We start from the raw sequence: 24605 nt of genomic DNA, 5'->3' as shown, positions 1-24605 counted from the left end.
GCCCGGAATCAGCCCGGGACGAACTCTGAGAACGGAAAGACTGAAACCATGACAAACCCCTTCGACAACGAAGACGGCGTCTTCCACGTGCTCGTCAACGACGAGCGTCAGCACTCCCTGTGGCCCGCGTTCGTCGAGGTCCCGGCCGGCTGGAACGTGGTGGTGTCGGACAGCACCCGGCAGACCTGCCTCGACTACATCGAGGAGAACTGGACCGACCTCCGGCCCGCCTCGCTCGCCGCGACCGACGCGGCCTGACCCGTTTCCCTCATCGAACGCTCCGGCAGAGATAGGTGACTGCACATGCCGAACAACTTCCCCCCCGTCGTCAACTCATGGAACGAGTGGGACACCCTCCGGGAAATGGTGGTCGGCTCCGCCGACAACGCCTGCTTCGAACCGGCTGAACCAGGCAGCCGGCCCGCGATACGCAACGCTCCCGACCAGCCGTTCCCGACGGGCCCGAAGTCCAAAGAGGCCATCGATCTGGCCAACGAGGAACTCGCCGGTCTCGCCTCGCTCCTGGAATCCCAGGGCGTGACCGTACGCCGCCCCGAGACGCACGACTTCTCCGCCCCGGTCACCACCCCCGACTTCGAGGTCGAGAACCAGTACTGCGCCGTCTGCCCTCGCGACGTGATGATCACCATGGGCAACGAGATCATCGAGGCGACCATGTCGCGTCGGGCCCGCTACTTCGAGTACCAGCCCTACCGCAAGCTGGTCTACGAGTACTGGAACGCCGACCCGCGGGTGGGATGGACGACCGCGCCCAAGCCGTCGATGAAGGACGGCATGTACCGCGAGGACTTCTGGGAGTGGCCGGTGGAGAAGCGCCACGCGAAGATGCACTCGTTCGAGTTCTGCATCAACCAGGACGAGGTGGTCTTCGACGCAGCCGACATGAGCCGGCTGGGCCGCGACATCCTGGTCCAGGAGTCGATGACCACCAACCGGGCCGGCATCCACTGGCTCAAGCGCCACCTGGAACCCCGCGGCTTCCGCGTCCACCCCGTGCACTTCCCGCTGGACTTCTTCCCGTCCCACATCGACTGCACCTTCGTACCGCTGCGCCCCGGCCTGATCCTCACCAACCCGGAACGGCCGCTGCGCGAGGGCGAGGAGAAGATGTTCCTCGACAACGACTGGCAACTGGTCGATGTGCCCCAGCCCGTCCTGACCAACGACGAGATGCCGATGTACTGCCAGTCGTCGAAGTGGCTCTCGATGAACGTGCTGAGCATCTCGCCGACCAAGGTCATCTGCGAGGAGCAGGAGAAGCCCCTCCAGGACCTTCTCTCCTCGCACGGTTTCGAGGTCTTCCCGATCCCGTTCCGCAACGTCTTCGAGTACGGCGGCTCCCTCCACTGCGCCACGTGGGACATCCACCGTGACGGCGACAAGCAGGACTACTTCCCCTCCCTCCAGTACGAGCCGCTGTTCTGACCGTTCCACCCGCGAAGCATCTCGGACAGGGGGGCACACGGCGCATCCGTCGCAGCGACCCCGACACATACGTAGACCCGCTCGAACCACTGCCCCGAACCAGCAGAGACGGCCCCGGACACTGGCCGGGGCCGTCGGCTTCGGGTGAGGCGCGTCCTTCGCCGCACCCGAAGCGCTTCGACGCAGAACTGACCGGCTCGTCCGTGTGCGGTCCACGAGTCACCTCGGCCGGCACGGGGAAGGCACCCAAGACTCTGGCGCATCGCGAGCAACCGCCAAGGCGCATGGCGCCTCGCTGCCGACTCCAGGACGCCACAGCCCCTCGGCAACATGCATCCGGCTGTCCAGACCGCCAACGCCGGAATCGTCCCCGGCCTGCCCGTGCCACGGCCTGGCTGTCCTCGCGCCGGTGACAGCCGGGGCTCGCCGCCATCACCCACTGGCAGGCCCCCGACCACGTCCGCGCACTGACCATCGTGCCTCTCGCCGACGGGCCGACCTCCACCCTCGTCGCACCCCTCACCGCAGCGCCGGCCGACCTCCTGTCATGGCGCATGACCTACACGGTGCTCACCGCCGTCACGATTCCCGCCCACGCACTGGCACTCAGAGCCCCCTGGCCTTCAGCACCACCGCCCTCGACGGCACACGCCGGCAAGGCCCCGACGGCGGCTCGCACCTGCCCCTTCCGTGTGCTCGCGGTAGCACTCGCCCTCTGCACCGCCGCCGCTCTCGCAAGGGCCGCCCTGGCGATACCGCTGGGCGGGTACCCCCCAGAGGGCCCAAGAGCCACGTTCGCTGCACCTCCGTGCAGCATCCGTTGCACGGAAAACACCCCCGGAAAACGCTTATCCCCAGGTCAGAACGATTCTGCCTGGGGAAGCTCGGTGGGGCGGGTGGGACTCGAACCCATAAAGGTGACGCGTCTTACCTGCGACGATGCCGGAAGAAATGACATAGCCACCCGTTTCCATCCGGCTGCATCCCCCTCGCTCCCGCTCGAATGGGGATCGGTTAGGCGTTCGCCACACCAGTTTCGTTCCGCTCAACACCACTTCTGCCCTGCAGAAGTAAAGGGAAGTTGGGCTGGGAGGGCCAACAGATCACGCTGGAGCAGCGAGGGCTTCCATGGCCCTGCAGTCTCGCCAGCGCCCACCATATGTGGTGACGATCTGTAGCCGTCGACTGTTGGCGGAAGCATCGTGCCGATGTCGGCAGCGCGCGTTGGTCACGGCCTGGACCAGACGGCGGATGGGACAACTTGCAGCGACGGCCATCCTCGCGAGCGACGAAGAGCATGGCGAACCACTCCACCTGGGAGTGAGGCAGGGCGGCTGTAGGGCAGGAACCCGATGAGACTCCTACGTCGGCAGAACGAGATGTCGTACACCTCTCTCAGCAGCGCAGAAACGTCGTGCGTTGCAACACCCCGACGACTTCACCCGCTCGACGGCCACACTGAGAGAGCTCAGAAATCGTTCAGGCGACTGGGAGGCACCGCCGGCGTGGAAAGGACGTCGGCTTCTGCCTCGATATCAACGTCAACTTGGACCCTGCGGAACTGTTCGAGGGTCTCAAGCTCTTGCTTCGTGAAACCGTCTTCACTCAGACGGACACCCAGCGCGAGCAGTTGCATGGTCTGCTGAATGCGAACGGCATCCAGCGCGGCGTCGCGATGGAGAGCTCGGTAGGTATTGGCTGTGGGACCGCGCCAGCCGACCTCGATACTGTCGACGACCTCGTCCATGCGTTTGACCTGCTTGCCAAGGTACTCCTGCATGTCATCCAGATCGTCCGCCAGCTTGCTCAACTCACTGGATGTGTAAGCGAGTTTAGGCTCATCGCCCATGCCACCCTCCTTCTTCGGGCTTGTGCGGCAGTCGCATACCCAACCTTACCGAGCTCGTGTGTGGTCAGCGATGGCATGTCGAGGGGGCCGCCTTGTCCACCGACGTGCGAACGCGCAGGAAACCTACGGCCGTCAAGCAGAGGAGTCGGCCCAACCCTCCCTCCCGTGCGGCTCGAGCCGCCGTCGATCCGGCCCGGCAGATCGCATCCGCCAGTAAAACTTGCGACCGCCCGTTCCCAAGCTTCGCGTCGGCCGACCACGATGCCGATCTTGGGTGGCCCCCGAAGCCATCACATTCAGCCGGATCACACCACGGGCACGACCGAACCTGGAGCGGGGATCCGTTGAGTCAACATGCCGCGGTTGCCCCCTCCTCCTCGGTCACTGGCGAGAAATACAGGCGACCCTCCGGATGGAGCTTAAAGTGAGTACCCACGCCTAGAACACGCGGACGAACGGCGCCGCGGGCAAGGCCCAGAACACAGATGCCGAACCGGATACCCGAGTGGTTGACCGGGCACCGCGCCGTCAAGGTTCCCGGGCCGGTATCTGCATCGGAGCCCAGCATTCTGGACGTCTGAACCACGGGGGATCAGCACCATGCCGGACGACGACCGGATCACCGTCGATTTCGCCACCCTGCACCGCCTCTCAGGGGAGCTGGAGGTCATCCTCCGCGCCCTGAACGAGAAGCTGGACATCCTGTACGAGCGAGCTACCGATGCCGTACTGAGCTGGGACGGTGAGGCACGCGAGGTCTTCATCGACGAGCTGGACAAATGGGGACGCTCGGCCGATGACCTCAAGGCCACCCAAGCCTGGCTCCACGAGGTCGTGGTCAAGGGGCACCTCAGCTACGCCTCGGCCAACAGGTCCGTTCTCGAAGGCTGGGGAGGCGGCGCCTGATGGCCGGGCCCTCCGCCCCTGCCCAGCCGCCGGGTGGCAACGGCACCATCGACGTCAAGCCGAGTGACCTCTGGTCGGTCTCCGGCCGCGTCGCCGTGCAACAGGACTTTCTGGTACGCGGCGCCAAAAAGCTTCTGGAGGAGCTGGGCAAGTACCCCGATGCAGGAGGCGCAGGCACCGAGGCCCAGAAGTTCGCCCAAGCGTACAAAAAGATCGGTGACCGCTGGCTGGAGGTCTGGGGCCGGTCCGTACTCAGCGTCGGCGGTGTGGCAGTCGGGTTCACCGAGACGGCCAACGCCTACACGAAGGCCGACGTCGCGGCCCACCCCAAGCCCGGCAGGACTGCCGAGCAGCGCCCCCGGCCCGCGGTCATCGACAAAGCCCCGAACCTCGGCTCCGTCCCCGACATCAAGTGGGGCGACGACGACGGCGACGACATCCTGCGCGGCCTGATGGAGGGCATCCCCGAAATCGTCCGGGACCTCCTCCATCCGCTGTGCAAGAACGTGTTCCGGGTCGGCAGGGTGGCAGACGTCTACCCCTATCCGGAACAGCACTACCTCAACTCCCTCTGCCACAGCTGGATGAACGTCTCCATCACCGCGTCGCTGGGAGCGGACCAGCTCACCCAGGCCGTCGGGGCCATCACCAACCACCAGCAGGCCGAGTGGGAGGCCGCGATGCGGACCTTCTGCAGCGCCCTGTGGGGAGGAACGGCCTGGGGGCAGCGACAGCACGGCTACCAGTGGGCGCAGACCGCCAACTCCGGTCCCGGAACACCTCGCGTCCCCACGGGAAGTCAGCCCGTCCTGGCCGTACTGAAGGACACGGCCGATGACATCGCCACCATCCTGCGCGAGTACGCGGAAGCCGCCGTCGACCTGAACCGCGACGTCAAGGACGAGCTCGACCGCGCCATGTGGAAAGCCGCCAAGGACATCATCGAGGACCTGGCCAAGCCCAAAGATCTGAAGAGCGCGCTCGGCTCAGCCACTTCTCTCCTCGGCAGCGGCGCCGGCCTGCTCCTGTCGTTCGATGTCAAGACGGTACTGAACCTAGACACCGGCAAGCTGAACGGGATCGTCGCCAAATACACCGGCATCCTGGACGGCCTGACCACCCGGATGACGGCACTGAAAGGGCCGCTGGACGAGGCGTACCGCAGCGCCCCCAAGTTCGAGGCCGGCGTCGCCCGTGCGCATGGCTTCGGGGCCCGGGCCCTGGAGGAGTTCAGACACGAGCAGCGGTGGACTGAAGCTGGCTCCAGCGGCAATCACACCTTCAACTTGGCGAGCAACGAGTACCTGGGCGGCGGTCACACCCTGGACAAGCACGTCGGCAAGACCGACGAGCAGCTCGCCCAACGATTGCGCGACCAGGCCGACGACAACAACAACTGGCCTGAGCAGCGCAAGCCCATGATCGGCGGCTCTTCGTCCTTCAAAGACATGTCCGACGCGCAGCGGCTGACGGAACACAATCTGCGGGCCAGACAGTCCGAGATCGACACGTGGCTGGCCACCAATCCTCCAGAGGGGAAGACGCAGGCGTTCACGAGCCCGGCCCCGGACGGTGACGTGAGTGGCCGGTACGTGTCCAAGCAGCCCACTCCTGATCCGGGCGGGTCGGGCAACACCATTCCCGGGACCGGGTACAAGGACCACGGGCTCGATGCGAAGGCGGTCGACGTCAAAAACGTGAAGACGATCCTGAAGTACGATTCCAGGCTCGATCCGCCCTACATCGTTTACACATCCATGCCCGCCCCGTGAGCGACGGAAGCCGAATGAACCCGATCGACAACACTGTCTGGGACGCCGCTCTGGAGCGGCTTCTGGACGACGTGTACGCCTTCGCGAGGACTGGACCCCGACGGCACGACGACTGGGGAAGAGATGTCCTGGATGTCATGGACCGCTCGGTCACCGACCCCCGGGGCCTGCAGACACTGGAGTGGCAGATCGACAAGAAGGGACGGGAGAACATCCGTCCTTCCTATCCGTTCCTGCCGCTCACGGCTGAGCAGGTGCACGCGTGGACGTATCCTGTCACGGCCTCTGCCGCCGCCGCGCTACTCGCCTCTCTGACCCAGGAGTGGTTCTTCGAAGCGCGCCCCGTGCGGACGCGTGCCGACCGGGACGATGTAATGGCCGACGCCTGCTCGGTACTCAGCCGTTTTGGTGCCGACGCCGACTTTCGTACGTCGTCCGACCTGGCCCGGACCTCCACGTCGCCGGACTTCCTCGCCGGAGAACTTGCCGGCGGCCGCGCCTTCACCGACCACGTCATGGATCTCGGACTGATCGCCGTGAGCACGGACGAGGTCGGGGTCTTCTGGTCTTTCAACGCAAACTGAGAACACGCTCAGGTACCAGGAACAACCGTTCCCGGCGCCTTGGAGGAAGGTGAGCATTGCTGACGAGATCCGCGACGTACCCCGACCGGGAGACCGCCCAGTGGGCCACCCAGCAGGTGGTGACCGCAAACGAGCAGGCCATTCACCGCTGGCTCGCCCAGAACACCCGGTCCCGCCTCACCATCGAGGCCGCCTGGCCCTCCCGGGAGGAACCCGTGGGACGGGTCCAGCTGGAGGCCGAGCTGATGGCCGGACGCGGGCCCGTCGATGTCCGCGCGGCACGCGTGGTGCTGCGCCGCGAGCCGTCGAACCCGCACGGCTTCATCGTCCACACGACCATCCCGTTCTACCTCTAGGGATCGCACGCACATGCCCATGAAGCCCCTCGAACACGACCGCCGCTACGGCGAGCTGGACCAGGTCATGCGCGCATACCTGGGGCAGCCCGCCGACGACACCCCGCAGCGGCGCAGCCGTGCCCTGGACGCGTATCTCCGCCACACCTGGCACACCCGCCCCTCGGCCATCGCGGAAGCGGAGCGCCAGCTGCGTGAGTACAGCCGCAACCCGCCGGGCCGCGTCCGGCTCGGCCTGGGCGAGTTCTACGCGATCCCGGACACCGGCATGCCCGAATCGAAGATCGGTGACTGGCTGACGGTGCTGGCCGACCACCTGAGGCAGAGCATCGAAGAAGGCGACGTCCCCAAACCGTCCTCCCCTCAGACCCACTGGGAATGGCATATGCGGTTCCCCGAGACCGCGCAACTGTTCGGCGGCTGGTTCTCGCAGGACATCGTCGACGAGTTCCCCGACCACGACGCCGCCGTCACCGACTACACCGCCACCACCGATCCCTATCTCGTCGCACGCCTCGTGGGCGAACTCCACGAGCTGCTCGCCCTCCCTCTGGACGAGGGCGACTACGCCTTGGCCGCCGCCGAGCTCGGCATGGAGGTGAGCCCGCCCGAACCGTTCTCCCACGGAGCCTGGTTCCAGTCGCTGGCGACGACGCTGCCCAGTATCTGATCGGAACTCGCCATCGCCACCCACTCGCGCACGAAGGCATGGGCAGCCCACGACAGGGCGGGTGGGATCATTCTCAACGCCCCCACCGGCGCGGGACTACAAAAGCCCAGGTCACAGCCGCACAAAGACCATCCTGGATGCGCGATGACCCACGTCCGCCACACCTCCGCCACACACGAAACACCCCCGAAAAACGCGTATCCCCAGGTCAGAACGATTCTGCCTGGGGACGCTCGGTGGGGCGGGTGGGACTCGAACCCACGGCCGACGGATTATGAGTCCGCTGCTCTAACCGGCTGAGCTACCGCCCCGTTTCGGTGTGGCGCGTACAAGTGTGCGCACCGTCTGCCGCAGCATAGCCGGTCATACGATCTCTCGCTTCGGATGGTCGACTTCGCCTGATCTTGAGGACGGCGCTGCGTGCTGCCCGGTTGCAGGGGAGTTGAAGGAGACCCGAAAGAGTCGCTCCGGGGGCCCTCGGGCACCCCGCGACCGCATCGGCCGGGCACGCGAAAGAGGACCCCGAAGGGCCCTCTTCCGTTCCGCTCCCCCGACTGGACTCGAACCAGTAACCCTCCGGTTAACAGCCGAATGCTCTGCCAATTGAGCTACAGGGGATCGCGCTCCCCCGACTGGACTCGAACCAGTAACCTGCCGGTTAACAGCCGGCTGCTCTGCCAATTGAGCTACAGGGGATTGCTGCGTTGCTTCGAAATCGTACCTGCCTGGCGGCTGCCGGGCGGCGCGCGTTCGCTGCGACACATACATTAGCGCAAGCAGGGGGGTGCTCCGCCAATCGGTATCGCCCGGGGTGATCTCGGGTGCTCGCGGGTAGGCGGGCTGCACACGTCGCACCAAGCGTAGGAAGGGTGGCAGCCATGCGGTACCGGCTCACGTTCATCGCCGGAGTGGCCCTCGGTTACGTGCTCGGCACGCGAGCCGGGCGCGAGCGTTACGAGCAGTTGAAGAAGTCGGCCCGGCAGTTCACGGAGAACCCCGCCGTGCGCAACGCCGCCGAGAGTGCCGCGCACAGCGGCCGGGACTTCGCCGGGAAGGCGTACCACTCGGTCAGCGACAAGGTCGGGGACAAGGTGCCCGCCTCCGTCGCCGAGCGCGTCCGGTCGCTGCGGGACCGCAGCAGCCAGAACGGCGGCGCCGAGGACGACTGGGGGACCACCAACACCTGAGGCCCGGCGGGAGGCGGCGGTTACGGGAATGTCCCGCGGTGCGGCAGAATCTGTGTATGGGCATAGTCGCGGGGCTGGACAGTTCTTCCGCCTTCACTCACATCGTCGTCTGCGACGCGGACTCGGGCGCCGTGCTCCGGGAGGGGTACGCCGCCCATCCGGTCGAGGCCAAAGCCGCCGAGGTCGATCCGCAGGTCTGGCTGCTCTCCCTCGGTGAGGCGGCCTCCGGCGGGCTGCTCGAAGGTGTGCAGGCCATCGGTGTCTCCGCCCAGCAGCACGGGCTCGTACCGCTGGACCGGCAGGGCAACCTCGTACGCCCCGCCCTGCTCGGCAACGACCGGCGGGCGCAGGTGGCCGCGGCCGATCTGGTCGACGCGCTGGGCGGGCGGCAGGCCTGGGCCGAGGCGGTCGGGGCCGTACCGCAGGCCGCGCAGCCCGTGGCGAAGCTGCGGTGGCTGGCGCGGACCGAGCCGGAGAACGCGCAGCGGGTCGCCGCCGTCATACAGCCGCACGACTGGCTCGTGTGGCAGCTGCTCGGCCGGCCCGCCCGGCGGACCACGGACCGGGGCGCCGCATCGGGTACCGGTTACTGGTCGGCCGGGTCCGCCGCCTACCGGCCCGATCTGGTGGAGCTCGCGCTCGGGCACCCCGCCGCGCTGCCCGAGGTGCTCGGGCCCGCCGACTCCGCCGGGATGACGCCCGAGGGGCTCCTGATCTCCGCCGGGACCGGCGAGACCATGGCCGCGGCCTTCGGTCTCGGGGTCGCGGTGGGCGACGCGGTGGTGTCGCTGGGGGCCTCCGGGTCCGTGATGGCGGTGCACCACGAGGCGCTCGCCGATCCGAGCGGGATGATCACCTCCTTCGCCGACGCCACCGGGATGCACCTGCCGGTGGTGCACGTCTCCAATGCCGTACGCGCGCTGCGCGGGACCGCCGAGATGCTCGGCCTGGACGGGCTGGAGGAGTTGTCGGCCCTGGCGCTGAAGTCCACGCCCGGCGCCTCCGGGCTGGTGCTGCTGCCGTACCTGGAGGGCGAGCGCACTCCGCAGCTCCCGCACACCGCCGGCACCCTCAGCGGGCTGCGGCGCGAGTCGATGAAGCCCGAGCACCTGGCGCGCGCCTCGTTCGAGGGGATGCTGTGCTCGCTGGCCGACGCCCTGGACGTGCTGCGCGGGCGGGGTGTGGAGGTGCGGCGGGTGTTCCTGCTGGGCGCCGCCGCCGAACTCCCCGCCGTACAGGCTCTCGCTCCGGCGGTGTTCGGCACCCAGGTCGTCGTACCGCAGCCCGCCCAGTACGCGGCGATCGGCGCTGCCCGGCAGGCGGCCTGGGCGCTCGGGGTGTCGCAGGGCACCCTCGACCCCCGTACTCCCCCGGCCTGGCAGGGCGCTGCCGCCCAGGTGATGGAGCCGGGCGACGACCTGGCGGTCGGGCGGGCGGTGCGCCAGCAGTACGGGGCGACGCGGGATCAGATCCATCCCGGGGCGTTCGGCGGGGCCCAGCAGGCGGAGTGAGCCGGGTGTGGGTGGGGCGCGCGTGCTCACGTACGCGCGCTCCAGCCTTGACCTGAGTTTGGGAAAAACTGCTCGCCTTCCGAGTACGGCGTACGCGAAACTGAGTCGGCTTCTGCCCTCCGCCGACTCCGAGAGACACGCGTGCTCATAAAACTCCTGCGGGCCCATCTGGCCCCGTACAAGAAACCCATCGCGCTGCTGGTCTTCCTGCAGCTGCTCCAGACCTGCGCCACCCTGTATCTGCCCAGCCTGAACGCGGACATCATCGACAACGGTGTCATCACGGGCGATACCGGTTACATCCTGGAGTTCGGCGGTCTCATGATCGCTGTCAGCGTGCTGCAGGTGCTCTGCAATGTGGGGGCCGTCTTCTATGGGGCCCGGACGGCGTCGGCGCTGGGGCGGGACGTGCGGGGTGCCGTCTTCGACCGGGTGCAGTCGTTCTCGGCCCGGGAGCTCGGGCGGTTCGGGGCGCCCTCGCTGATCACCCGGACCACCAATGACGTCCAGCAGGTCCAGATGCTGGTGCTGATGGCGTTCACCCTGATGGTCTCGGCGCCGATCATGTGTGTCGGCGGCATCATCATGGCGCTCGGGCAGGACGTTCCGCTGTCGGCGGTGCTGCTGGCGGTGGTGCCGGTGCTCGGCATCTCGGTGAGCCTCATCGTGAAGAGGATGCGGCCGCTGTTCCGGACGATGCAGGAGCGGCTGGACACCGTGAACCGGGTGCTGCGCGAGCAGATCACCGGCAACCGGGTGATCCGGGCGTTCGTCCGCGACGGGTACGAGGAGAAGCGGTTCCGGGGTGCCAACACCGAGCTGACCGATGTGTCGGTGGCGACGGGGCGGCTGATGGCGCTGATGTTCCCGACCGTGATGACGGTGGTCAACCTGTCGTCCGTCGCGGTGGTGTGGTTCGGCGCGCACCGCATCGACAGCGGGGGGATGCAGATAGGGGCGCTGACCGCGTTCCTCGCCTATCTGATGCAGATCGTGATGGCCGTGATGATGGCCACCTTCATGTTCATGATGGTGCCGCGCGCCGAGGTGTGCGCCGAGCGCATCGAGGAGGTGCTCGGTACCGAGTCGAGCGTCGTGCCGCCCGTCTCTCCCGTCACCGAGCTGCGGCGGCACGGGCATCTGGAGGTGCGGGGTGCGGAGTTCCGGTACCCGGGTGCCGAGGAGCCGGTGCTGCGGGCCGTGGATCTGGTGGCGCGGCCCGGGGAGACCACCGCGATCATCGGGTCGACGGGGAGCGGGAAGTCCACGCTGCTCGGTCTCGTACCCCGGCTGTTCGATGTGACGGACGGCGAGGTGCTGGTCGACGGCGAGGACGTGCGGACGCTGGATCCGGTGCTGCTGGCGAAGACGGTGAGTCTGGTGCCGCAGAAGCCGTACCTCTTCTCGGGGACGGTCGCGACGAACCTGCGGTACGGGAATCCGGACGCCACCGACGAGGAGCTGTGGCACGCGCTGGAGGTGGCGCAGGCCAAGGGGTTCGTGGAGGGGCTTGAGCACGGTCTGGAGGCGCCGATCGCGCAGGGCGGCACCAATGTGTCGGGCGGTCAGCGGCAGCGGCTCGCCATCGCCCGGACGCTGGTGCAGCGGCCGGAGATCTATCTCTTCGACGACTCGTTCTCGGCGCTGGACTACGCGACCGATGCCGCGCTGCGGGCGGCGCTGGCCCGGGAGACGGCCGGGGCGACCGTGGTGATCGTCGCACAGCGGGTCTCCACCATCCGCGACGCCGACCGGATCCTGGTGCTGGACGAGGGGCGGGTCGTGGGCAGCGGTACCCATCACGAGCTGATGGACGGCAATGAAACGTACCGGGAGATCGTGCTCTCCCAGCTGACGGAAGCGGAGGCCGCGTAATGGCCGGTCCGGGCGGACGGATGATGGCCGGGGGCGCGCCCACCGAGCGGTCGATGGACTTCAAGGGGTCCAGCAAGCGGCTGCTGAAGCGGTTCGGCCGGGAGAAGGCGTCGCTGTATCTGATGCTGGGCGCGGTGACCGTCAGCGTGGCGCTGTCGGTGGCCGGGCCGAAGATCCTCGGGAAGGCGACCGACCTGATCTTCGCGGGGGTGGTCGGCCGGCAGATGCGGGAGGGCACCACCAAGGCGCAGGCGATCGAGGGGCTGCGCCGGGAGGGCAGCGGTTCGATGGCCGACATGCTCTCGGGGGTGGACTTCACCCCGGGCGAGGGCATCGACTTCGGCGCGGTGGGCAGCGTCCTGCTGGCGGTGCTGGTGATCTATGTCGGCGCGGGGCTGCTGATGCTGGTCTCCACGCGGCTGTCGATCCGGGTGATCAACCGGATCGTCTTCCAGCTGCGGGAGGACCTCCAGACGAAGCTGTCGCGGCTGCCGCTGTCGTACTTCGACCGGGCCAAGCGCGGTGAGGTGCTGAGCCGGGCGACCAACGACATCGACAACATCTCGCAGACGCTCCAGCAGACGATGGGGCAGCTCATCAACTCGCTGCTGACCATCGTCGGCGTACTGATCATGATGGTCTGGATCTCGCCGCTGCTGGCCCTGGTGGCGCTGGTGACGATCCCGCTGTCGGTGGTCGTGGCGACGCAGGTCGGCAAGCGTTCGCAGCCGCAGTTCGTGCAGCAGTGGCGGGTGACGGGGAAGCTCAACGCCCATATCGAGGAGATGTACACCGGGCACAACCTGGTGAAGGTCTTCGGGCGGCAGGAGGAGTCGGCGAAGGACTTCGCCGAGCAGAACGACGCGCTGTACGAGGCCGGGTTCAAGGCACAGTTCGCCAGCGGGATCATGCAGCCGCTGATGATGTTCATCTCGAACCTCAACTATGTGCTGGTGGCCGTCGTCGGTGGTCTGCGGGTCGCTTCTGGCACCCTGTCGATCGGTGACGTACAGGCGTTCATCCAGTACTCCCGGCAGTTCTCGATGCCGCTGACGCAGGTCGCCTCGATGGCGAACCTGGTGCAGTCCGGGATCGCCTCGGCCGAGCGCGTCTTCGAGCTGCTGGACGCTGAGGAGCAGGGCGCGGACCCGGTGGACGGTGAGCGTCCGAAGGAGCTGCTGGGCCGGGTGTCGCTGGAGAAGGTGTCCTTCCGCTACGACCCGGAGAAGCCGCTCATCGAGGATCTGTCGCTGAGTGTGGAGCCGGGGCAGACGGTCGCGATCGTCGGTCCGACGGGGGCGGGCAAGACCACGCTGGTCAATCTGCTGATGCGGTTCTACGAGGTGACCGGCGGGCGGATAGCGCTCGACGGGGTCGATGTGGCGCGGATGAGCCGGGACGATCTGCGGTCCCGGATCGGCATGGTGCTCCAGGACACCTGGCTGTTCGGCGGTTCCATAGCCGAGAACATCGCGTACGGCGCTGCGCGCGCGGTCACCCGGGAAGAGATCGAGGAGGCGGCCCGGGCGGCGCACGCGGACCGGTTCATCCGGACGCTGCCCGACGGGTACGACTCGGTGATCGACGACGAGGGGTCCGGGGTCAGCGCGGGCGAGAAGCAACTGATCACCATCGCCCGGGCGTTCCTCTCCGACCCGGTGATCCTGGTCCTGGACGAGGCGACGAGCTCGGTGGACACCCGGACCGAGGTACTGATCCAGAAGGCGATGGCACGGCTGGCCCATGGGCGTACGTCGTTCGTGATCGCGCACCGGCTCTCCACGATCCGGGACGCCGACGTCATCCTGGTCATGGAGAACGGGGCCATCGTCGAACAGGGCACGCACGAGGAGCTGTTGGCGTCCGGCGGTGCCTATGCCCGGCTGTACGCGGCCCAGTTCGCGGAGGCGCTGGCCGAGGTGGACTAGACCCTGTCCGGTGGATCAGTCGAGGTAGCCGCGGAGTTGGTCGGCGAAGGCGTGGTCCCGCAGCCTGCTGAGGGTCTTGGACTCGATCTGGCGGATGCGTTCGCGCGTCACGCCGAAGATCCGGCCGATCTCCTCCAGGGTGCGGGGCCGCCCGTCCTCCAGCCCGTACCGCAGCTGTACGACCTTGCGTTCGCGCTCCCCGAGGGTGGAGAGCACCGCTTCCAGGTGTTCGCGCAGCAGCAGGAAGGCGGCGGACTCCACGGGTGAGGCGGCGTCGCCGTCCTCGATGAGGTCGCCGAAGGAGACGTCGTCCTCCTCGCCCACGGGGGCGTGCAGGGAGACCGGCTCCTGGGCCAGGCGCAGCACCTCGGTGACCCGCTCCGGGGTCAGGTCGAGCTGGCCCGCGACCTCTTCGGCGGTCGGCTCGTACCCCCGCTCCTGGAGCATCCGGCGCTGGACGCGCACCACACGGTTGATCAGCTCCACGACGTGGACGGGGACGCGGATGGTGCGGGCCTGGTCGGCCAGGGCGCGGGACATGGCCTGGCGGATCCACCAGGTGGCGTACGTGGAGAACTTGTAGCCCCGGGCGTAGTCGAACTTCTCCACCGCCCGGATCAGGCCGAGGTTCCCCTCCTGGACCAGGTCGAGCATGGTGAGGCCCCGGCCCACGTACCGCTTGGCGACGGAGACGACCAGGCGGAGGTTGGCCTCGATGAGCCGGCGTTTGGCGGTGCGGCCCATGACCACGAGCCGGTCCAGGTCGACGGCGAGCCGGGAGTCCAGGTCCGGGGTGTTGGCGAGGCGCTCCTCGGCGAAGAGCCCGGCCTCGACCCGGCGGGCCAGCTCGACCTCGTCGGCGGCGTTGAGCAGCGGGATGCGGCCGATCTCCCGCAGGTACTGCCGGAAGAGGTCGGAGGTGGGGCCGCCGTTGTCGGTCCGACTCCGCGCCTCGCGGGGTTCGGGGACGTGCTCCGCTTCCTCCATGACGGCCTCGGGTGCGCTCATGACCACCTCGGGTGCCCTCGCGGGCGGTCCGGCCGCGGCTCCCGGGTCGTTCTCCGGGTGGTTCTCCGGGTGGTGGACGGCCCGGTGCTGCACGGGAATCGCCGACATGTGCTCGGTCGTGGTAGTCACGGTCCGGGTCTGCACGGGGGCGACCTCCAGGTGATCGCTGCCGGATGACTCTGGCAGCCCCAGTGTGAGGCACGGCACAGGGTTGCCACGAGGGGCGTGCGGGGACTTTTTGATTCCGGTCGGTCACCGGCCGGTTACTGCTCCCGGAGCCGTCGGCCCGTGCGGGCCCGGCGCTCAGAGCGCGTCGGCGCCCTTCGCCCGCAGGGACTGCGCGTACTGCTGGAGGACCCAGACCTCGTTCTGCGCGGCCGCCAGATCCTCGGGGGCCACATTGCTGCCGAGGCGGGCGAGGCTGCCCTGTACGTCGTTGATCCGGCGGTCGACGGCGCGCAGCCGGACGTGGACGAGCTGCATGCCGGCGTACGTCTCGTCGATCGTCTTGCCGATGAAGACCTCGACGGCGAGCTCGGTGACGAGGCTGCGCACGGTGTTGTTGGGGGCCGCGTCCATGACGGCGACCAGATACTCGCGGTTGTCGCCGAGGCCCCGCTCGGCGCCGCCCGCCTCCTCGATGCACTGGCGCACGGCCGCGTAGGGCGGGGCGGTGAACTCGTCCATGCCGTACGCGTCGAAGGCCGGGGAGACCAGGGCGGGCTTCTGGAGGGCGAGCTTGAGCAGCTCGCGCTCTGTGCGGTGGGCGGGGCTGCGGAGGTTGAGCGCGGGGCCGGAGGGGGCGGTGGGGGCCTGGACGGCCTGGTGCGATGTGCCGCCGCGCCGGTCCTGGGGGCCGGGCCCCCGGCCGCCGCGTCCGTCGCCCCGGCCGTCGCCGCCCTTGTCACGGGCCCAGCGGGCGAGCTGGGCGACGCGGTGGACGACGAACTCCTGGTCGAGGATGCCGACGAGTCCGGCGAGCTGGACGGCCACCTCGCGCTGCACGCTGCTGGTCTTGATCTTGGCGACGACGGCGGCGGCCTCGTCGAGCGCGGCCGCGCGGCCCGCCGGGGTCTCCAGGTCGTACCGGCCGACGATCTGGCGCAGGGCGAACTCGAAGAGCGGGGTGCGCGGCTCGACCAGGTCGCGTACGGCGTCGTCGCCCTTGGCGAGCCGCAGGTCGCACGGGTCCATGTTGTCCGGGGCGATGGCGATGTACGTCTCGGCGGCGAACTTCTGGTCGTCCTCGAAGGCGCGCAGGGCGGCCTTCTGGCCGGCCGAGTCGCCGTCGAAGGTGAAGATCACGCGGGCGCTGCCGTTGTCCATGAGGAGGCGGCGCAGGATCTTGATGTGGTCGTTGCCGAAGGCGGTGCCGCAGGTGGCGATGGCGGTGGTGACCCCGGCGAGGTGGCAGGCCATGACGTCGGTGTAGCCCTCGACGACGACGGCCCGGCTGGCCTTGGCGATGTCCTTCTTGGCCAGGTCGATGCCGTACAGCACCTGGGACTTCTTGTAGACGGGGGTCTCGGGGGTGTTCAGGTACTTCGGGCCGTTGTCGTCGTCGCGGAGCTTGCGGGCGCCGAAGCCGACGATCTCCCCGGCGGTGTCGCTGATCGGCCACATGAGCCGGCCGCGGAAGCGGTCGATGGGGCCGCGGCGGCCGTCCTGGGAGAGACCGGAGGTGATCAGCTCCTTGTCGCTGAACCCCTTGCCGCGCAGATAGCGGGTGAGGTGGTCCCAGCCGGCCGGGCTGTAGCCGACGCGGAAGTGGGTCGCGGCGTCCTGGTCGAAGCCGCGCTCGGCGAGGAACTTCCGGCCGATCTCGGCCTCGGGGCTCTCCAGCTGGCGTACGTAGAACTCGGCGGCGGCCTGGTGGGCCTCGATCAGCCGGATGCGTTCGCCGCGCTGGTGGGAGGGGTTGTAGCCGCCCTCCTCGTACCGCAGGGTGATGCCCGCCTTGGCGGCGAGGCGCTCGACCGTCTCCGAGAAGGAGAGGTGGTCGATCTTCATCACGAACGCGATGGTGTCGCCGCCCTCCTGGCAGCCGAAGCAGTGGAACAGACCCTTGCCGGGGCTGACCTGGAAGGAGGGGGACTTCTCGTCGTGGAAGGGGCAGAGTCCCTTGAGGTTTCCGCCGCCCGCGTTGCGCAGCTGGAGGTATTCGGACACGACGGAGTCGATCGGGACCGCGTCCCGTACCGCCTTCACGTCGTCGTCATTGATCCTGCCAGCCACGGATGAAGTCTACGGGTGGCCGACGACAACCCGACGCCCGCAGGACTCCGCCCCGGCCGGTGCGGGGGCCGGCCGGGGCCGGGTCCGTGGTCCGCCGGGGGTCAGCCGGTGCGGCGGGCGGCCCAGACGGAGCGTTCGGTGCGTACGGCGAGGTCGTCGCGGCGCAGGAGGGAGCCGGGTCCTGCGGTGTCGAGCAGCCGGTCGAGCGCGGCGAGGTCCTCGGGCGTGAGCGCCTCGGCGACGCTGTGGCGCAGGCGCTGCAGGCTGCCGAGGGCGTAGGCGCCGACCGCCTCTCTGCGGGAGCGGTCGGTGTTGTCGATGTTCACCGTGACGACCCGCTCGTCCTCGACGGTGAATCCGGCCCCGGTCAGCTTCGGGCCCCAGTCGGCGCCGCGGTGGGGCACGTGTTCGGCGTGGAAGCGGTCGCTCGCCTCGTGGCAGCGCTCCTCCAGGCCGGGCCGGTCCTCGGGGGCGCCCGCGGGGAGGAAGCGGGGGAAGCCGGACAGCTCCACCACGGCGAACAGCCCGCCGGGGGCGAGCAGGTCGTGGACCTGGCCCAGGGCCCGGCCGGGGTCGGCCACGTGGTGCATCGAGGCCGACGCCCACACCAGGTCCGGGGCGCCGAGGTCGGGCCAGTCGGCGGCGTCGAGGTCGGCCTGCACGGTCCGTACGCGCCCCTCCGCACCGCGGGCGCACGCCCTCTCGCGGAGGCGCTGGAGGTGCGCGGCCGAGGTGTCGACGGCGGTGATGTGCGCCTCGGGGAAGCGGTCGAGGAGGGCGAAGGTGCCCGTTCCCGTACCGCAGCCCAGGTCGACGATCCGGCGGGGCGGTGCCTGGACGGGGAGCCACCCGGTGAGGGCGGTGATGTGTTCGGCGAGGACCTGGGCGTCCAGGTCGAGGATCTCCGCCTCGCCGTGCCGGCCGTGGCCGTGGGTGTGTGCGTGGGTCATGGACCCCAAGCTAGGGCAGTCATGCCTGTGTGGCACGAGTTCTCCCGATACAGGCAAGAAGGTCGCCGCCAGGGATGCCGGGCGCGCAAGCGGAGCGCGTGATCCGCCGGCTGTCACGTCGTGTGCGGGAGGTCCGGTGCGCAGTCGCCCCCGGTGCGCCGGGTGTCGCGCAGGTGGCCGCGGCGGGCGTCGCGGTCGAAGATCCCCAGGATCTCGCAGGGGCCGCCCTCGGCGCCGATCGCGTGCGGCAGCATCGTGGGGAACTCGGCGGCCTGGTTGGTCTCCACCCGGAAGCGGCGGTGGCCCAGCATGAGGACCGCGGTGCCGGAGAGGACGACCAGCCACTCCCGGCCGGGGTGCGCGCGCATCCGGGCGGGGTTGTCCGGAGGCGGCTCGGTCATCCGCTGCCGTACGACGGTCATGCCGGGGTCGCCCTTCACGGGCCAGCGCATCAGCCCGTGGGCGCCGTCGATCATCGGGCTGATGATGACGTCGTCGGATGCGGTCTCCACCAGCTGGTCGAGGGTGGTGTCCAGGGCCCGGGCGAGCGTGACGAGCTGGTCGAGGGCGAGCCGCCGCTGCCCGTTCTCGATGCGGCTGAGCGAGGACTGGCTGAGGTTGGCCCGGCCGGCCAGCTCCTCCAGGGACCAGCCCTGTGCCACCCGCAGGGCCCGGATCCGTTTGCGTACGAGGCCGTCCAGCTCGTCATTGTTTTGCTCCATGCGCAACATTGTATGCCCCTGATGCAAAGTGCGCTTAGCGTCGTGAGCTCAGGCCCGGGACAGCCGGGGCCACGCATCAGGTGAGAGGGACCCATGAGAGACCGACAGCCCGCAGAGGGAGCGTTCGCGGAACCCGGTCCCGGGAGCCCCGACGGCCCCGGCACGCCGGGCCCGCGTCAGCTCCGCATGATCCTGGTCGCCGTCTCGGTCGCGTTGATGGCTGTCATCGCTTCGGTGTCCGGGCTGAACGTGGCCCAGAGCGACCTGGCCGTCGAGTTCGGCGCCTCCCAGTCCACGGTCCTGTGGATCATCAACATCTACACCCTCGCCCTGGCCGCGCTTCTGCTGCCGCTGGGCGCGATCGGCGACCGGATCGGCCGGAAGCCGATGCTGATCGCGGGCCTGACCGTCTTCGGCGTCGCGAGCGTGCTGGCGGGGCTGGCGCCGACGGCCGGGATCATGCTCGCCACCCGCGTCCTCAGTGGCGTCGGGGCGGCGATGATCATGCCGATCACCCTGGCCGTGATCACCTCCACGTTCCCCGAGGAGGAGCGCGGAAAGGCGATCGGCGTCTGGACCGGGGTCGCCGGGGGCGGTGGCGTCATCGGGATGTTCCTCTCCGCGCTGCTCGTGGACGTGGCGAGCTGGCGGTGGCTGTTCGTCCTGCCGGTCGCGCTGGTCGGGGTGGCGCTCGCCATGACGCTGCGCTCGGTCCCCGACTCCCGGGAGCACGCCGGGCACTCCTTCGACACCGTCGGCGCGCTGACCTCGGTCGTCGCGGTGACCGGGCTCATCTTCGCCCTCCAGGAAGGCCCGGAGAAGGGCTGGAGCGCCCCCGTCACCCTCGCCGCCCTCACCGTCGGCATCCTCGCCGCCGCCGGCTTCGTGGCGCGGGAGCTGCGCCGCCGGGAGGCCGCTCTGCTGGATGTGCGGCTCTTCCGGGAGCGGCGCCTGGCGAGCGGTTCGGTCACTCTGCTGGTGGTCTTCGGTGTCCAGGCGGGGATAGCCGTGGTCCTCTTCCCGTTCCTCCAGGCGGTGCTGGGCTGGTCGGGGCTGCTGTCCACCCTCGCGCTGATGCCGATGGCGGTCCTCATGATGCTGACGTCGGGGCTCGCCCCGCGGCTGGCGGCGCGGGTCGGGGCCCGTACGACGATGGCGACGGGGATCGCGACGGGCGGCGCCGGACTCGCCCTCATGGCCCTGTTCGTCTCGGTCGGCGGCGGCTACCTGTCCATCCTGCCCGGCATGCTCGCGATGGGCCTCGGCATGGGTCTGGCGATGACGCCCTCCACCGAGGCCATCACCGCATCCCTGCCGCGCGAGCGCCAGGGCGTGGCGTCCGCTCTCAACGACGTCACCCGGGAGTTCGGCACCGCGCTCGGGGTCGCCCTGCTCGGTGCGCTGCTGTCGGCCGGCTACCGGAGCGCCGTGGACGACCGGCTGAGCGGCATCCCCCGGGACGCGGCGGACACCGCGCGCGAGGGCGTCGCCAACGCGGTCGAGGCGGCGGGCGGCGCGGGCCCGCACCGGGAAGCGCTCCTGGACGCCGCCCAGCGGTCCTTCGTGGACGGGTGGCAGCAGGCCATGTGGGCGGGGGTCGCCGTGATGGCCGCCCTGCTCCTCCTCGTACTCCTGCGTGGTCCGAAGAGTCCGGCCCCGGGGGCGGGGGCCGATGCCCCCACCCTCCGGGAAGTCGTCAGAGCAGGGAGTCCAGCGGCACCGACGGATCGGCCAGTGCCTCCGGGTCATGCTGCTGACCTGCCCGGATCAGCTCCTGGATCGTCTCCGTCACGTCCCACACGTTGACGTTCATCCCGGCCAGGACGCGGCGGTCCTTGAGCCAGAACGCGATGAACTCCCGCTTCCCCGCGTCGCCCCGGATGATCACCTCGTCGTAGGTGCCGGGCGGCGCCCAGCCGGAGTATTCGAGGCCCAGGTCGTACTGGTCGGAGAAGAAGTACGGCACCCGGTCGTACGTCACGTCCTGGCCGAGCATCGCGCGGGCGGCGGCGGGACCGCTGTTGAGGGCGTTGGCCCAGTGCTCGACGCGCAGCCGGACGCCGAGCAGCGGGTGGGCGACGGCGGCGACGTCCCCGGCGGCGTAGATGTGGGGGTCGGAGGTGCGCAGCGAGGCGTCCACGGCGATACCGCCGCCGTGCGCCCGCTCGGCCATCTCCAGGCCGGCGGCCTCGGCGAGGGCGGAGCGCGGGGCGGCGCCGATCGCGGCGAGGACGTCGTGGGCGGGGTGCTCCTCGCCGTCGTCGGTGCGGGCGGCCAGGACCATGCCGTCCTGGCCGACGATCTCGGTGAGGCGGGCGCCGAAGTGGAAGCGGACGCCGTGGGAGCTGTGGAGTTCGGTGAAGATCTGGCCCAGTTCGGGGCCGACGACCTGGTGCAGCGGGGTGGCCTCCGACTCGACGACGGTGACCTCGGCCCCGTATCCCCGGGCGGCGGCGGCGACCTCCAGGCCGATCCAGCCCCCTCCGGCGATCACCAGGTGGCCGTTGTCGCGGCCGAGGGCGGCCAGGACGTTGCGCAGCCGGTCGGCGTGGGCTAGCCGGCGCAGGTGGTGGACGCCCACCAGGTCGGTGCCGGGGACGTCCAGGCGGCGCGGTTCGGAGCCGGTGGCGAGCAGCAGCTTGTCGTAGTGGATGACGGTGTTGTCGCCGAGCTGCACGGTCTTCGCGTACCGGTCGAGCACCGTGACGGGCTGGCCGAGGTGCAGTTCGATGTCGGCGCCCGCGTACCAGGGGCGCTCGTGGACGAAGACGCTGTCGCGTTCCTCCTTGCCGCCGAGGTAGCCCTTGGAGAGCGGCGGCCGCTCATAGGGGTGGTCGCGCTCGTCCCCGATGAGGATCACCCGGCCGGTGAACCCTTCCGCGCGGAGTGTTTCGGCCGCCTTCGCCCCTGCGAGTCCCGCTCCGACGATGACGAACGTCCGATGTGCGTCGACCACTTGATGCCTCCTCAGTGCTGTGCTGCGCGGCGCCCCGGCTGCGAGCGTCCCGCACGCAGCGTGATGGCGAAAGAGGGTGTGCCCCGGACAGGTCACACCCAGTGGTCAGGTTCCAGTCTGCCCCTCAGCCCCGGCGGGCGGTGAGTGCGGCGTGCAGGGATCGTGCGGAGGCGTCGGTGAGGGCCGCGATCTGGTCGACCAGGACGCGCTTACGGGTGTGGTCGTCGGGCGCCTGGTCGAACAGGGCGCGGAAGTGCGGCTCCAGGCCCTCGGGGGCGCGGGCGGTGAGGGCGGCGGCCAGTTCGGCGATGACGATGCGCTGGTCGGCGCGGAGGGTCTCCTGCTCGGCGCGCTGCATCACGTAACGGTCGGCGACCGCCTTGAGGACCGCGCACTCGTTGCGGACCGTGCGCGGAACGACGAGCTCCGCCCCGTACCGGGTGAGGCGGCCGGGGCCGTAGACCTCGCGGGTGGCGGTCTCGGCCTCGGTGCAGAACCGGCCGATGAGCTGGCTGGTGGCGTCCTTCAGGCGGGCCTGGGCCACGGCGGAGCCGTCGTAGCCGTGCGGCCACCACTCCTGGTCGATCAGCCGGTCCAGGGCCTCCCCCAGCTCCTGCGGGTCGGTGTCGGCGGGGACGTACCGTCCGATGGCGACGGCCCAGATCTCCTGGCGCTCCGGCTCGGCGTAGAGGCAGTTGGGGTCGATGTGCCCGGCGTGCAGCCCGTCCTCGAAGTCGTGCACCGAGTAGGCCACGTCGTCGGACCAGTCCATCACCTGGGCCTCGAAGCAGGTGCGGTCCTCGGGCGCCCCCTTGCGGGCCCACTCGAAGACCGGGAGGTCGTCGGCGTACACCCCGAACTTCACCGAGTGCGGGTCGGTGGGGTGCGCGCCGCGCGGCCAGGGGTACTTGGTGGCGGCGTCCAGGGCGGCCCGGGTCAGGTTGAGGCCGACGCTGACCAGGTCGCCGGTGCGCGGGTCGCGGACGAACCGCTTCGGTTCCAGGCGGGTCAGCAGCCGCAGCGACTGGGCGTTGCCCTCGAAGCCGCCGCAGTCGGAGGCGAAGTCGTTGAGCGCCTGCTCGCCGTTGTGGCCGAACGGGGGGTGGCCCATGTCGTGGGAGAGGCAGGCCGTCTCCACCAGGTCCGGGTCGCAGCCGAGGACCGCGCCCAGCTCCCGGCCGACCTGCGCGCACTCCAGGGAGTGGGTGAGCCGGGTGCGGGGGCTGGCGTCCCAGACGAGGGAGCGGGTGCCGGGTGTGACCACCTGGGTCTTCCCGGCGAGCCGGCGCAGGGCCGCGGAGTGCAGCACCCGGGCCCGGTCGCGCTGGAAGGCGGTACGGCCGGGGCGCTTGTCCTGCTCGGTGTCGAAACGCTCGGTGTCGGCCGGTCCGTACGGAGCCGGCCCCGCCCCGCTCTGTGCGCTCTGCGCACCTTCCGTGCCGTGTGTCTGATCTGCCCCGCGTGCGCCCTGTGTGCCGTCCATGGTCCCGACAGTAGCGACCGGGACGGACAACGTGTCGTGAGCGGGCCCGGGAGTCAGGCGGAAGCGAGCAAGCTCACCATCTCGGAGGGCGCGGTGGCGGACAGTGCCTGGTCGTAGCGGTGCAGGAGCAGGCGGGCCATGGCCGGGTGGGCGCCGAGCGGAACGGCGGCGGTGCGGGGCGCGGCCCCGGCGGCGGCGCTCGCGAAGCGGCCGGGCGCGGTGAAGTACGAGGCGACGAACGTACGGTGGCGGCCCCGGGCGGCCAGCGCGCGCAGCGCTGCGGGGACGGTGGGGGTGGCGGCGGAGGCGTACGCGGGGACGACGGGCACCCCGCCGAGCCGCTCGGCGAGCATCCGGGCCGTACGCCGGGTGTCCTGGGCGGAGTCGGGGTCGCGGGACCCGGCGGCGGCGAGGACCACGGCGGCGCTGCGGCTCCCCTGGTCGGCGGGGTCCCAGCCCGCCTCCACGAGCCGCCCGTACAGGGCCTCCACCAGCAGCGGGTGCGGCCCGAGGGGGGCGGCGACCCGGGTCCGTACGGCGGGGGCGGCGCCCGCCGCGGCGGGCAGGTCGTGCTTGACGTGGTGGCCGCGCCCCAGGAGCAGCGGTACGAGGACGGCGTCGGCCCCGCGCAGGCCGTCCAGGGTGTCCGGGAGGAGCGGCCGGTTCAGCTCGATGTGGCCGAGGCGGACGTCGAGGCCGGGGCGCAGGTCGCGGACCCGGTCCAGGAGCGCCAGGACGGTACGCAGGGCCTGCGGGTCGCGGCTGCCGTGGGCGACGACGAGCAGGGTGGGCGCGGCGGGCGGCCGGGGCGCGGCGGGTGGTCCGGGCGCGTCGGAGGGCCGGGTGCGGTGCATGGGCCTGCGGGTTCCGTTCCGGGAGACGAGGCTGAGCTGGGTGCCGAGCTGGGCGGTGATGCGGGTGAGGAGCTGCGCGGTGCTGTCGAGGGGCACGGTGCCGCCGCTCCCGGCGGGCGGGGGCGGTGACTGGCGAGGCTGCTGCGTGGACGGCTCCGTCATGGACCGATGGTGCCGGGTGGAGGTTGCCGGGCCGTTGCGCGAGGGTCACGGGGGTTTTCCGCAGTCTCACGGTGGGGTGGTGGCCGGTGTGCGGGGCGGGGGCCTGCACCCGTTTCTGCCGATCGGCGAACCTTTCGGGCGTTTCGCTCGT

At 69.9% G+C, this 24605-nt stretch carries 20 protein-coding genes and 3 tRNA genes; 12 read left to right on the top strand and 11 right to left on the bottom strand.

Features of this window, described 5'->3' with window-relative positions; translation table 11 throughout:
* Nucleotides 1-48 precede the first annotated feature (48 nt).
* Together ACK8N7_RS25850 and ACK8N7_RS25845 are read left to right on the top strand one after the other, a co-directional pair.
* Nucleotides 49-258: an MbtH family protein gene (locus ACK8N7_RS25850; protein ID WP_326706015.1), complete on the top strand. Its 210-nt coding sequence runs from the start codon at nt 49-51 to the stop codon at nt 256-258.
* Nucleotides 259-303: 45 nt separating this feature from the next.
* Nucleotides 304-1446, top strand: a complete 1143-nt coding sequence (locus ACK8N7_RS25845; protein WP_500444250.1) for a glycine amidinotransferase — start codon at nt 304-306, stop codon at nt 1444-1446.
* 1468 nt (nt 1447-2914) lie between these two features.
* On the opposite strand, the gene ACK8N7_RS25840 is transcribed toward ACK8N7_RS25845, so the two are convergent.
* Complete coding sequence (locus ACK8N7_RS25840; RefSeq protein ID WP_403208344.1) at nt 2915-3295, bottom strand: WXG100 family type VII secretion target; 381 nt, start codon at nt 3293-3295, stop codon at nt 2915-2917.
* A 600-nt stretch (nt 3296-3895) separates the two neighbouring features.
* Here ACK8N7_RS25840 and ACK8N7_RS25835 point away from each other — a divergent pair.
* The 5 genes from ACK8N7_RS25835 to ACK8N7_RS25815 all read left to right on the top strand — a co-directional run bounded on the left by ACK8N7_RS25835 (nt 3896) and on the right by ACK8N7_RS25815 (nt 7583).
* A complete protein-coding gene (locus ACK8N7_RS25835; RefSeq protein WP_403208342.1) occupies nt 3896-4201 on the top strand; it encodes a WXG100 family type VII secretion target in 306 nt (101 codons plus the stop codon).
* Nucleotides 4201-5973 carry an RNase A-like domain-containing protein gene (locus ACK8N7_RS25830; RefSeq protein ID WP_500444249.1) on the top strand — a complete coding sequence of 591 codons (1773 nt, stop codon included), beginning with the start codon at nt 4201-4203 and terminating at the stop codon, nt 5971-5973. The genes ACK8N7_RS25835 and ACK8N7_RS25830 overlap by 1 nt, the downstream gene beginning before the upstream one ends.
* 137 nt (nt 5974-6110) lie before the next feature.
* Entirely contained in the window at nt 6111-6557 is a 447-nt protein-coding gene (locus tag ACK8N7_RS25825) for a hypothetical protein (RefSeq protein WP_500444248.1), read from the top strand.
* A gap of 56 nt (nt 6558-6613) precedes the next feature.
* Nucleotides 6614-6913 carry an RNase A-like domain-containing protein gene (locus ACK8N7_RS25820; RefSeq protein WP_403208338.1) on the top strand — a complete coding sequence of 100 codons (300 nt, stop codon included), beginning with the start codon at nt 6614-6616 and terminating at the stop codon, nt 6911-6913.
* 13 nt (nt 6914-6926) lie between these two features.
* Nucleotides 6927-7583 carry a contact-dependent growth inhibition system immunity protein gene (locus ACK8N7_RS25815; RefSeq protein ID WP_500444247.1) on the top strand — a complete coding sequence of 219 codons (657 nt, stop codon included), beginning with the start codon at nt 6927-6929 and terminating at the stop codon, nt 7581-7583.
* A gap of 237 nt (nt 7584-7820) precedes the next feature.
* Here the strand turns inward: ACK8N7_RS25815 and ACK8N7_RS25810 are convergent.
* The 3 genes from ACK8N7_RS25810 to ACK8N7_RS25800 form a co-directional block, all read right to left on the bottom strand.
* Nucleotides 7821-7894, bottom strand: a tRNA-Ile gene (locus ACK8N7_RS25810).
* Between the two features lie 234 nt (nt 7895-8128).
* Nucleotides 8129-8201 (bottom strand) — tRNA-Asn (locus ACK8N7_RS25805).
* A 5-nt stretch (nt 8202-8206) separates the two neighbouring features.
* Nucleotides 8207-8279, bottom strand: a tRNA-Asn gene (locus ACK8N7_RS25800).
* 182 nt (nt 8280-8461) lie between these two features.
* Here ACK8N7_RS25800 and ACK8N7_RS25795 point away from each other — a divergent pair.
* From ACK8N7_RS25795 to ACK8N7_RS25780, 4 genes are all read left to right on the top strand, one after another.
* Complete coding sequence (locus tag ACK8N7_RS25795; RefSeq protein ID WP_015608334.1) at nt 8462-8770, top strand: secreted protein; 309 nt, start codon at nt 8462-8464, stop codon at nt 8768-8770.
* A gap of 56 nt (nt 8771-8826) precedes the next feature.
* The gene (locus ACK8N7_RS25790; RefSeq protein ID WP_403208334.1) at nt 8827-10281 is read left to right on the top strand and encodes an FGGY family carbohydrate kinase; all 1455 of its coding nucleotides are present in this window, start codon (nt 8827-8829) and stop codon (nt 10279-10281) included.
* Nucleotides 10282-10422: 141 nt separating this feature from the next.
* Nucleotides 10423-12156, top strand: coding sequence for an ABC transporter ATP-binding protein (locus ACK8N7_RS25785; protein WP_403208331.1), 1734 nt, complete (start codon nt 10423-10425; stop codon nt 12154-12156).
* Nucleotides 12156-14084, top strand: coding sequence for an ABC transporter ATP-binding protein (locus ACK8N7_RS25780; RefSeq protein ID WP_403208329.1), 1929 nt, complete (start codon nt 12156-12158; stop codon nt 14082-14084). Before ACK8N7_RS25785 ends, ACK8N7_RS25780 begins: the two co-directional genes overlap by 1 nt.
* A gap of 15 nt (nt 14085-14099) precedes the next feature.
* Here the strand turns inward: ACK8N7_RS25780 and ACK8N7_RS25775 are convergent, their stop codons facing one another.
* The 4 genes from ACK8N7_RS25775 to ACK8N7_RS25760 all read right to left on the bottom strand — a co-directional run bounded on the left by ACK8N7_RS25775 (nt 14100) and on the right by ACK8N7_RS25760 (nt 18999).
* Nucleotides 14100-15236, bottom strand: coding sequence for an RNA polymerase sigma factor (locus ACK8N7_RS25775; RefSeq protein WP_403208327.1), 1137 nt, complete (start codon nt 15234-15236; stop codon nt 14100-14102).
* Nucleotides 15237-15395: 159 nt separating this feature from the next.
* Entirely contained in the window at nt 15396-17327 is a 1932-nt protein-coding gene (gene dnaG, locus ACK8N7_RS25770; protein ID WP_500444246.1) for a DNA primase, read from the bottom strand.
* Nucleotides 17328-17428: 101 nt separating this feature from the next.
* Nucleotides 17429-18277: a class I SAM-dependent methyltransferase gene (locus ACK8N7_RS25765; RefSeq protein WP_500444245.1), complete on the bottom strand. Its 849-nt coding sequence runs from the start codon at nt 18275-18277 to the stop codon at nt 17429-17431.
* Nucleotides 18278-18390: 113 nt separating this feature from the next.
* Nucleotides 18391-18999 carry a helix-turn-helix domain-containing protein gene (locus ACK8N7_RS25760; RefSeq protein WP_031126047.1) on the bottom strand — a complete coding sequence of 203 codons (609 nt, stop codon included), beginning with the start codon at nt 18997-18999 and terminating at the stop codon, nt 18391-18393.
* A gap of 93 nt (nt 19000-19092) precedes the next feature.
* Here ACK8N7_RS25760 and ACK8N7_RS25755 point away from each other — a divergent pair, with 93 nt between their 5' ends.
* Nucleotides 19093-20805, top strand: a complete 1713-nt coding sequence (locus ACK8N7_RS25755; protein ID WP_403208321.1) for an MFS transporter — start codon at nt 19093-19095, stop codon at nt 20803-20805.
* On the opposite strand, the gene ACK8N7_RS25750 is transcribed toward ACK8N7_RS25755, so the two are convergent.
* The 3 genes from ACK8N7_RS25750 to ACK8N7_RS25740 all read right to left on the bottom strand — a co-directional run bounded on the left by ACK8N7_RS25750 (nt 20696) and on the right by ACK8N7_RS25740 (nt 24454).
* Complete coding sequence (locus ACK8N7_RS25750; protein ID WP_403208319.1) at nt 20696-21955, bottom strand: NAD(P)/FAD-dependent oxidoreductase; 1260 nt, start codon at nt 21953-21955, stop codon at nt 20696-20698. The two genes, ACK8N7_RS25755 and ACK8N7_RS25750, sit on opposite strands and share 110 nt — an antisense overlap.
* 124 nt (nt 21956-22079) lie before the next feature.
* On the bottom strand, nt 22080-23438 hold the full coding sequence (locus ACK8N7_RS25745; protein WP_403208317.1) for a deoxyguanosinetriphosphate triphosphohydrolase: 1359 nt from the start codon (nt 23436-23438) through the stop codon (nt 22080-22082).
* 53 nt (nt 23439-23491) lie between these two features.
* Nucleotides 23492-24454 (bottom strand): sirohydrochlorin chelatase, encoded by a 963-nt coding sequence (locus ACK8N7_RS25740; protein WP_403208315.1) that lies wholly within the window; start codon nt 24452-24454, stop codon nt 23492-23494.
* Nucleotides 24455-24605: the final 151 nt, after the last annotated feature.

Source organism: Streptomyces griseobrunneus (assembly GCF_046713465.1).
GTDB classification, from domain to species: domain Bacteria; phylum Actinomycetota; class Actinomycetes; order Streptomycetales; family Streptomycetaceae; genus Streptomyces; species Streptomyces microflavus.
Note: the sequence above shows the minus strand (reverse complement) of the source record. Positions and strands in the feature narration are given on the sequence as shown.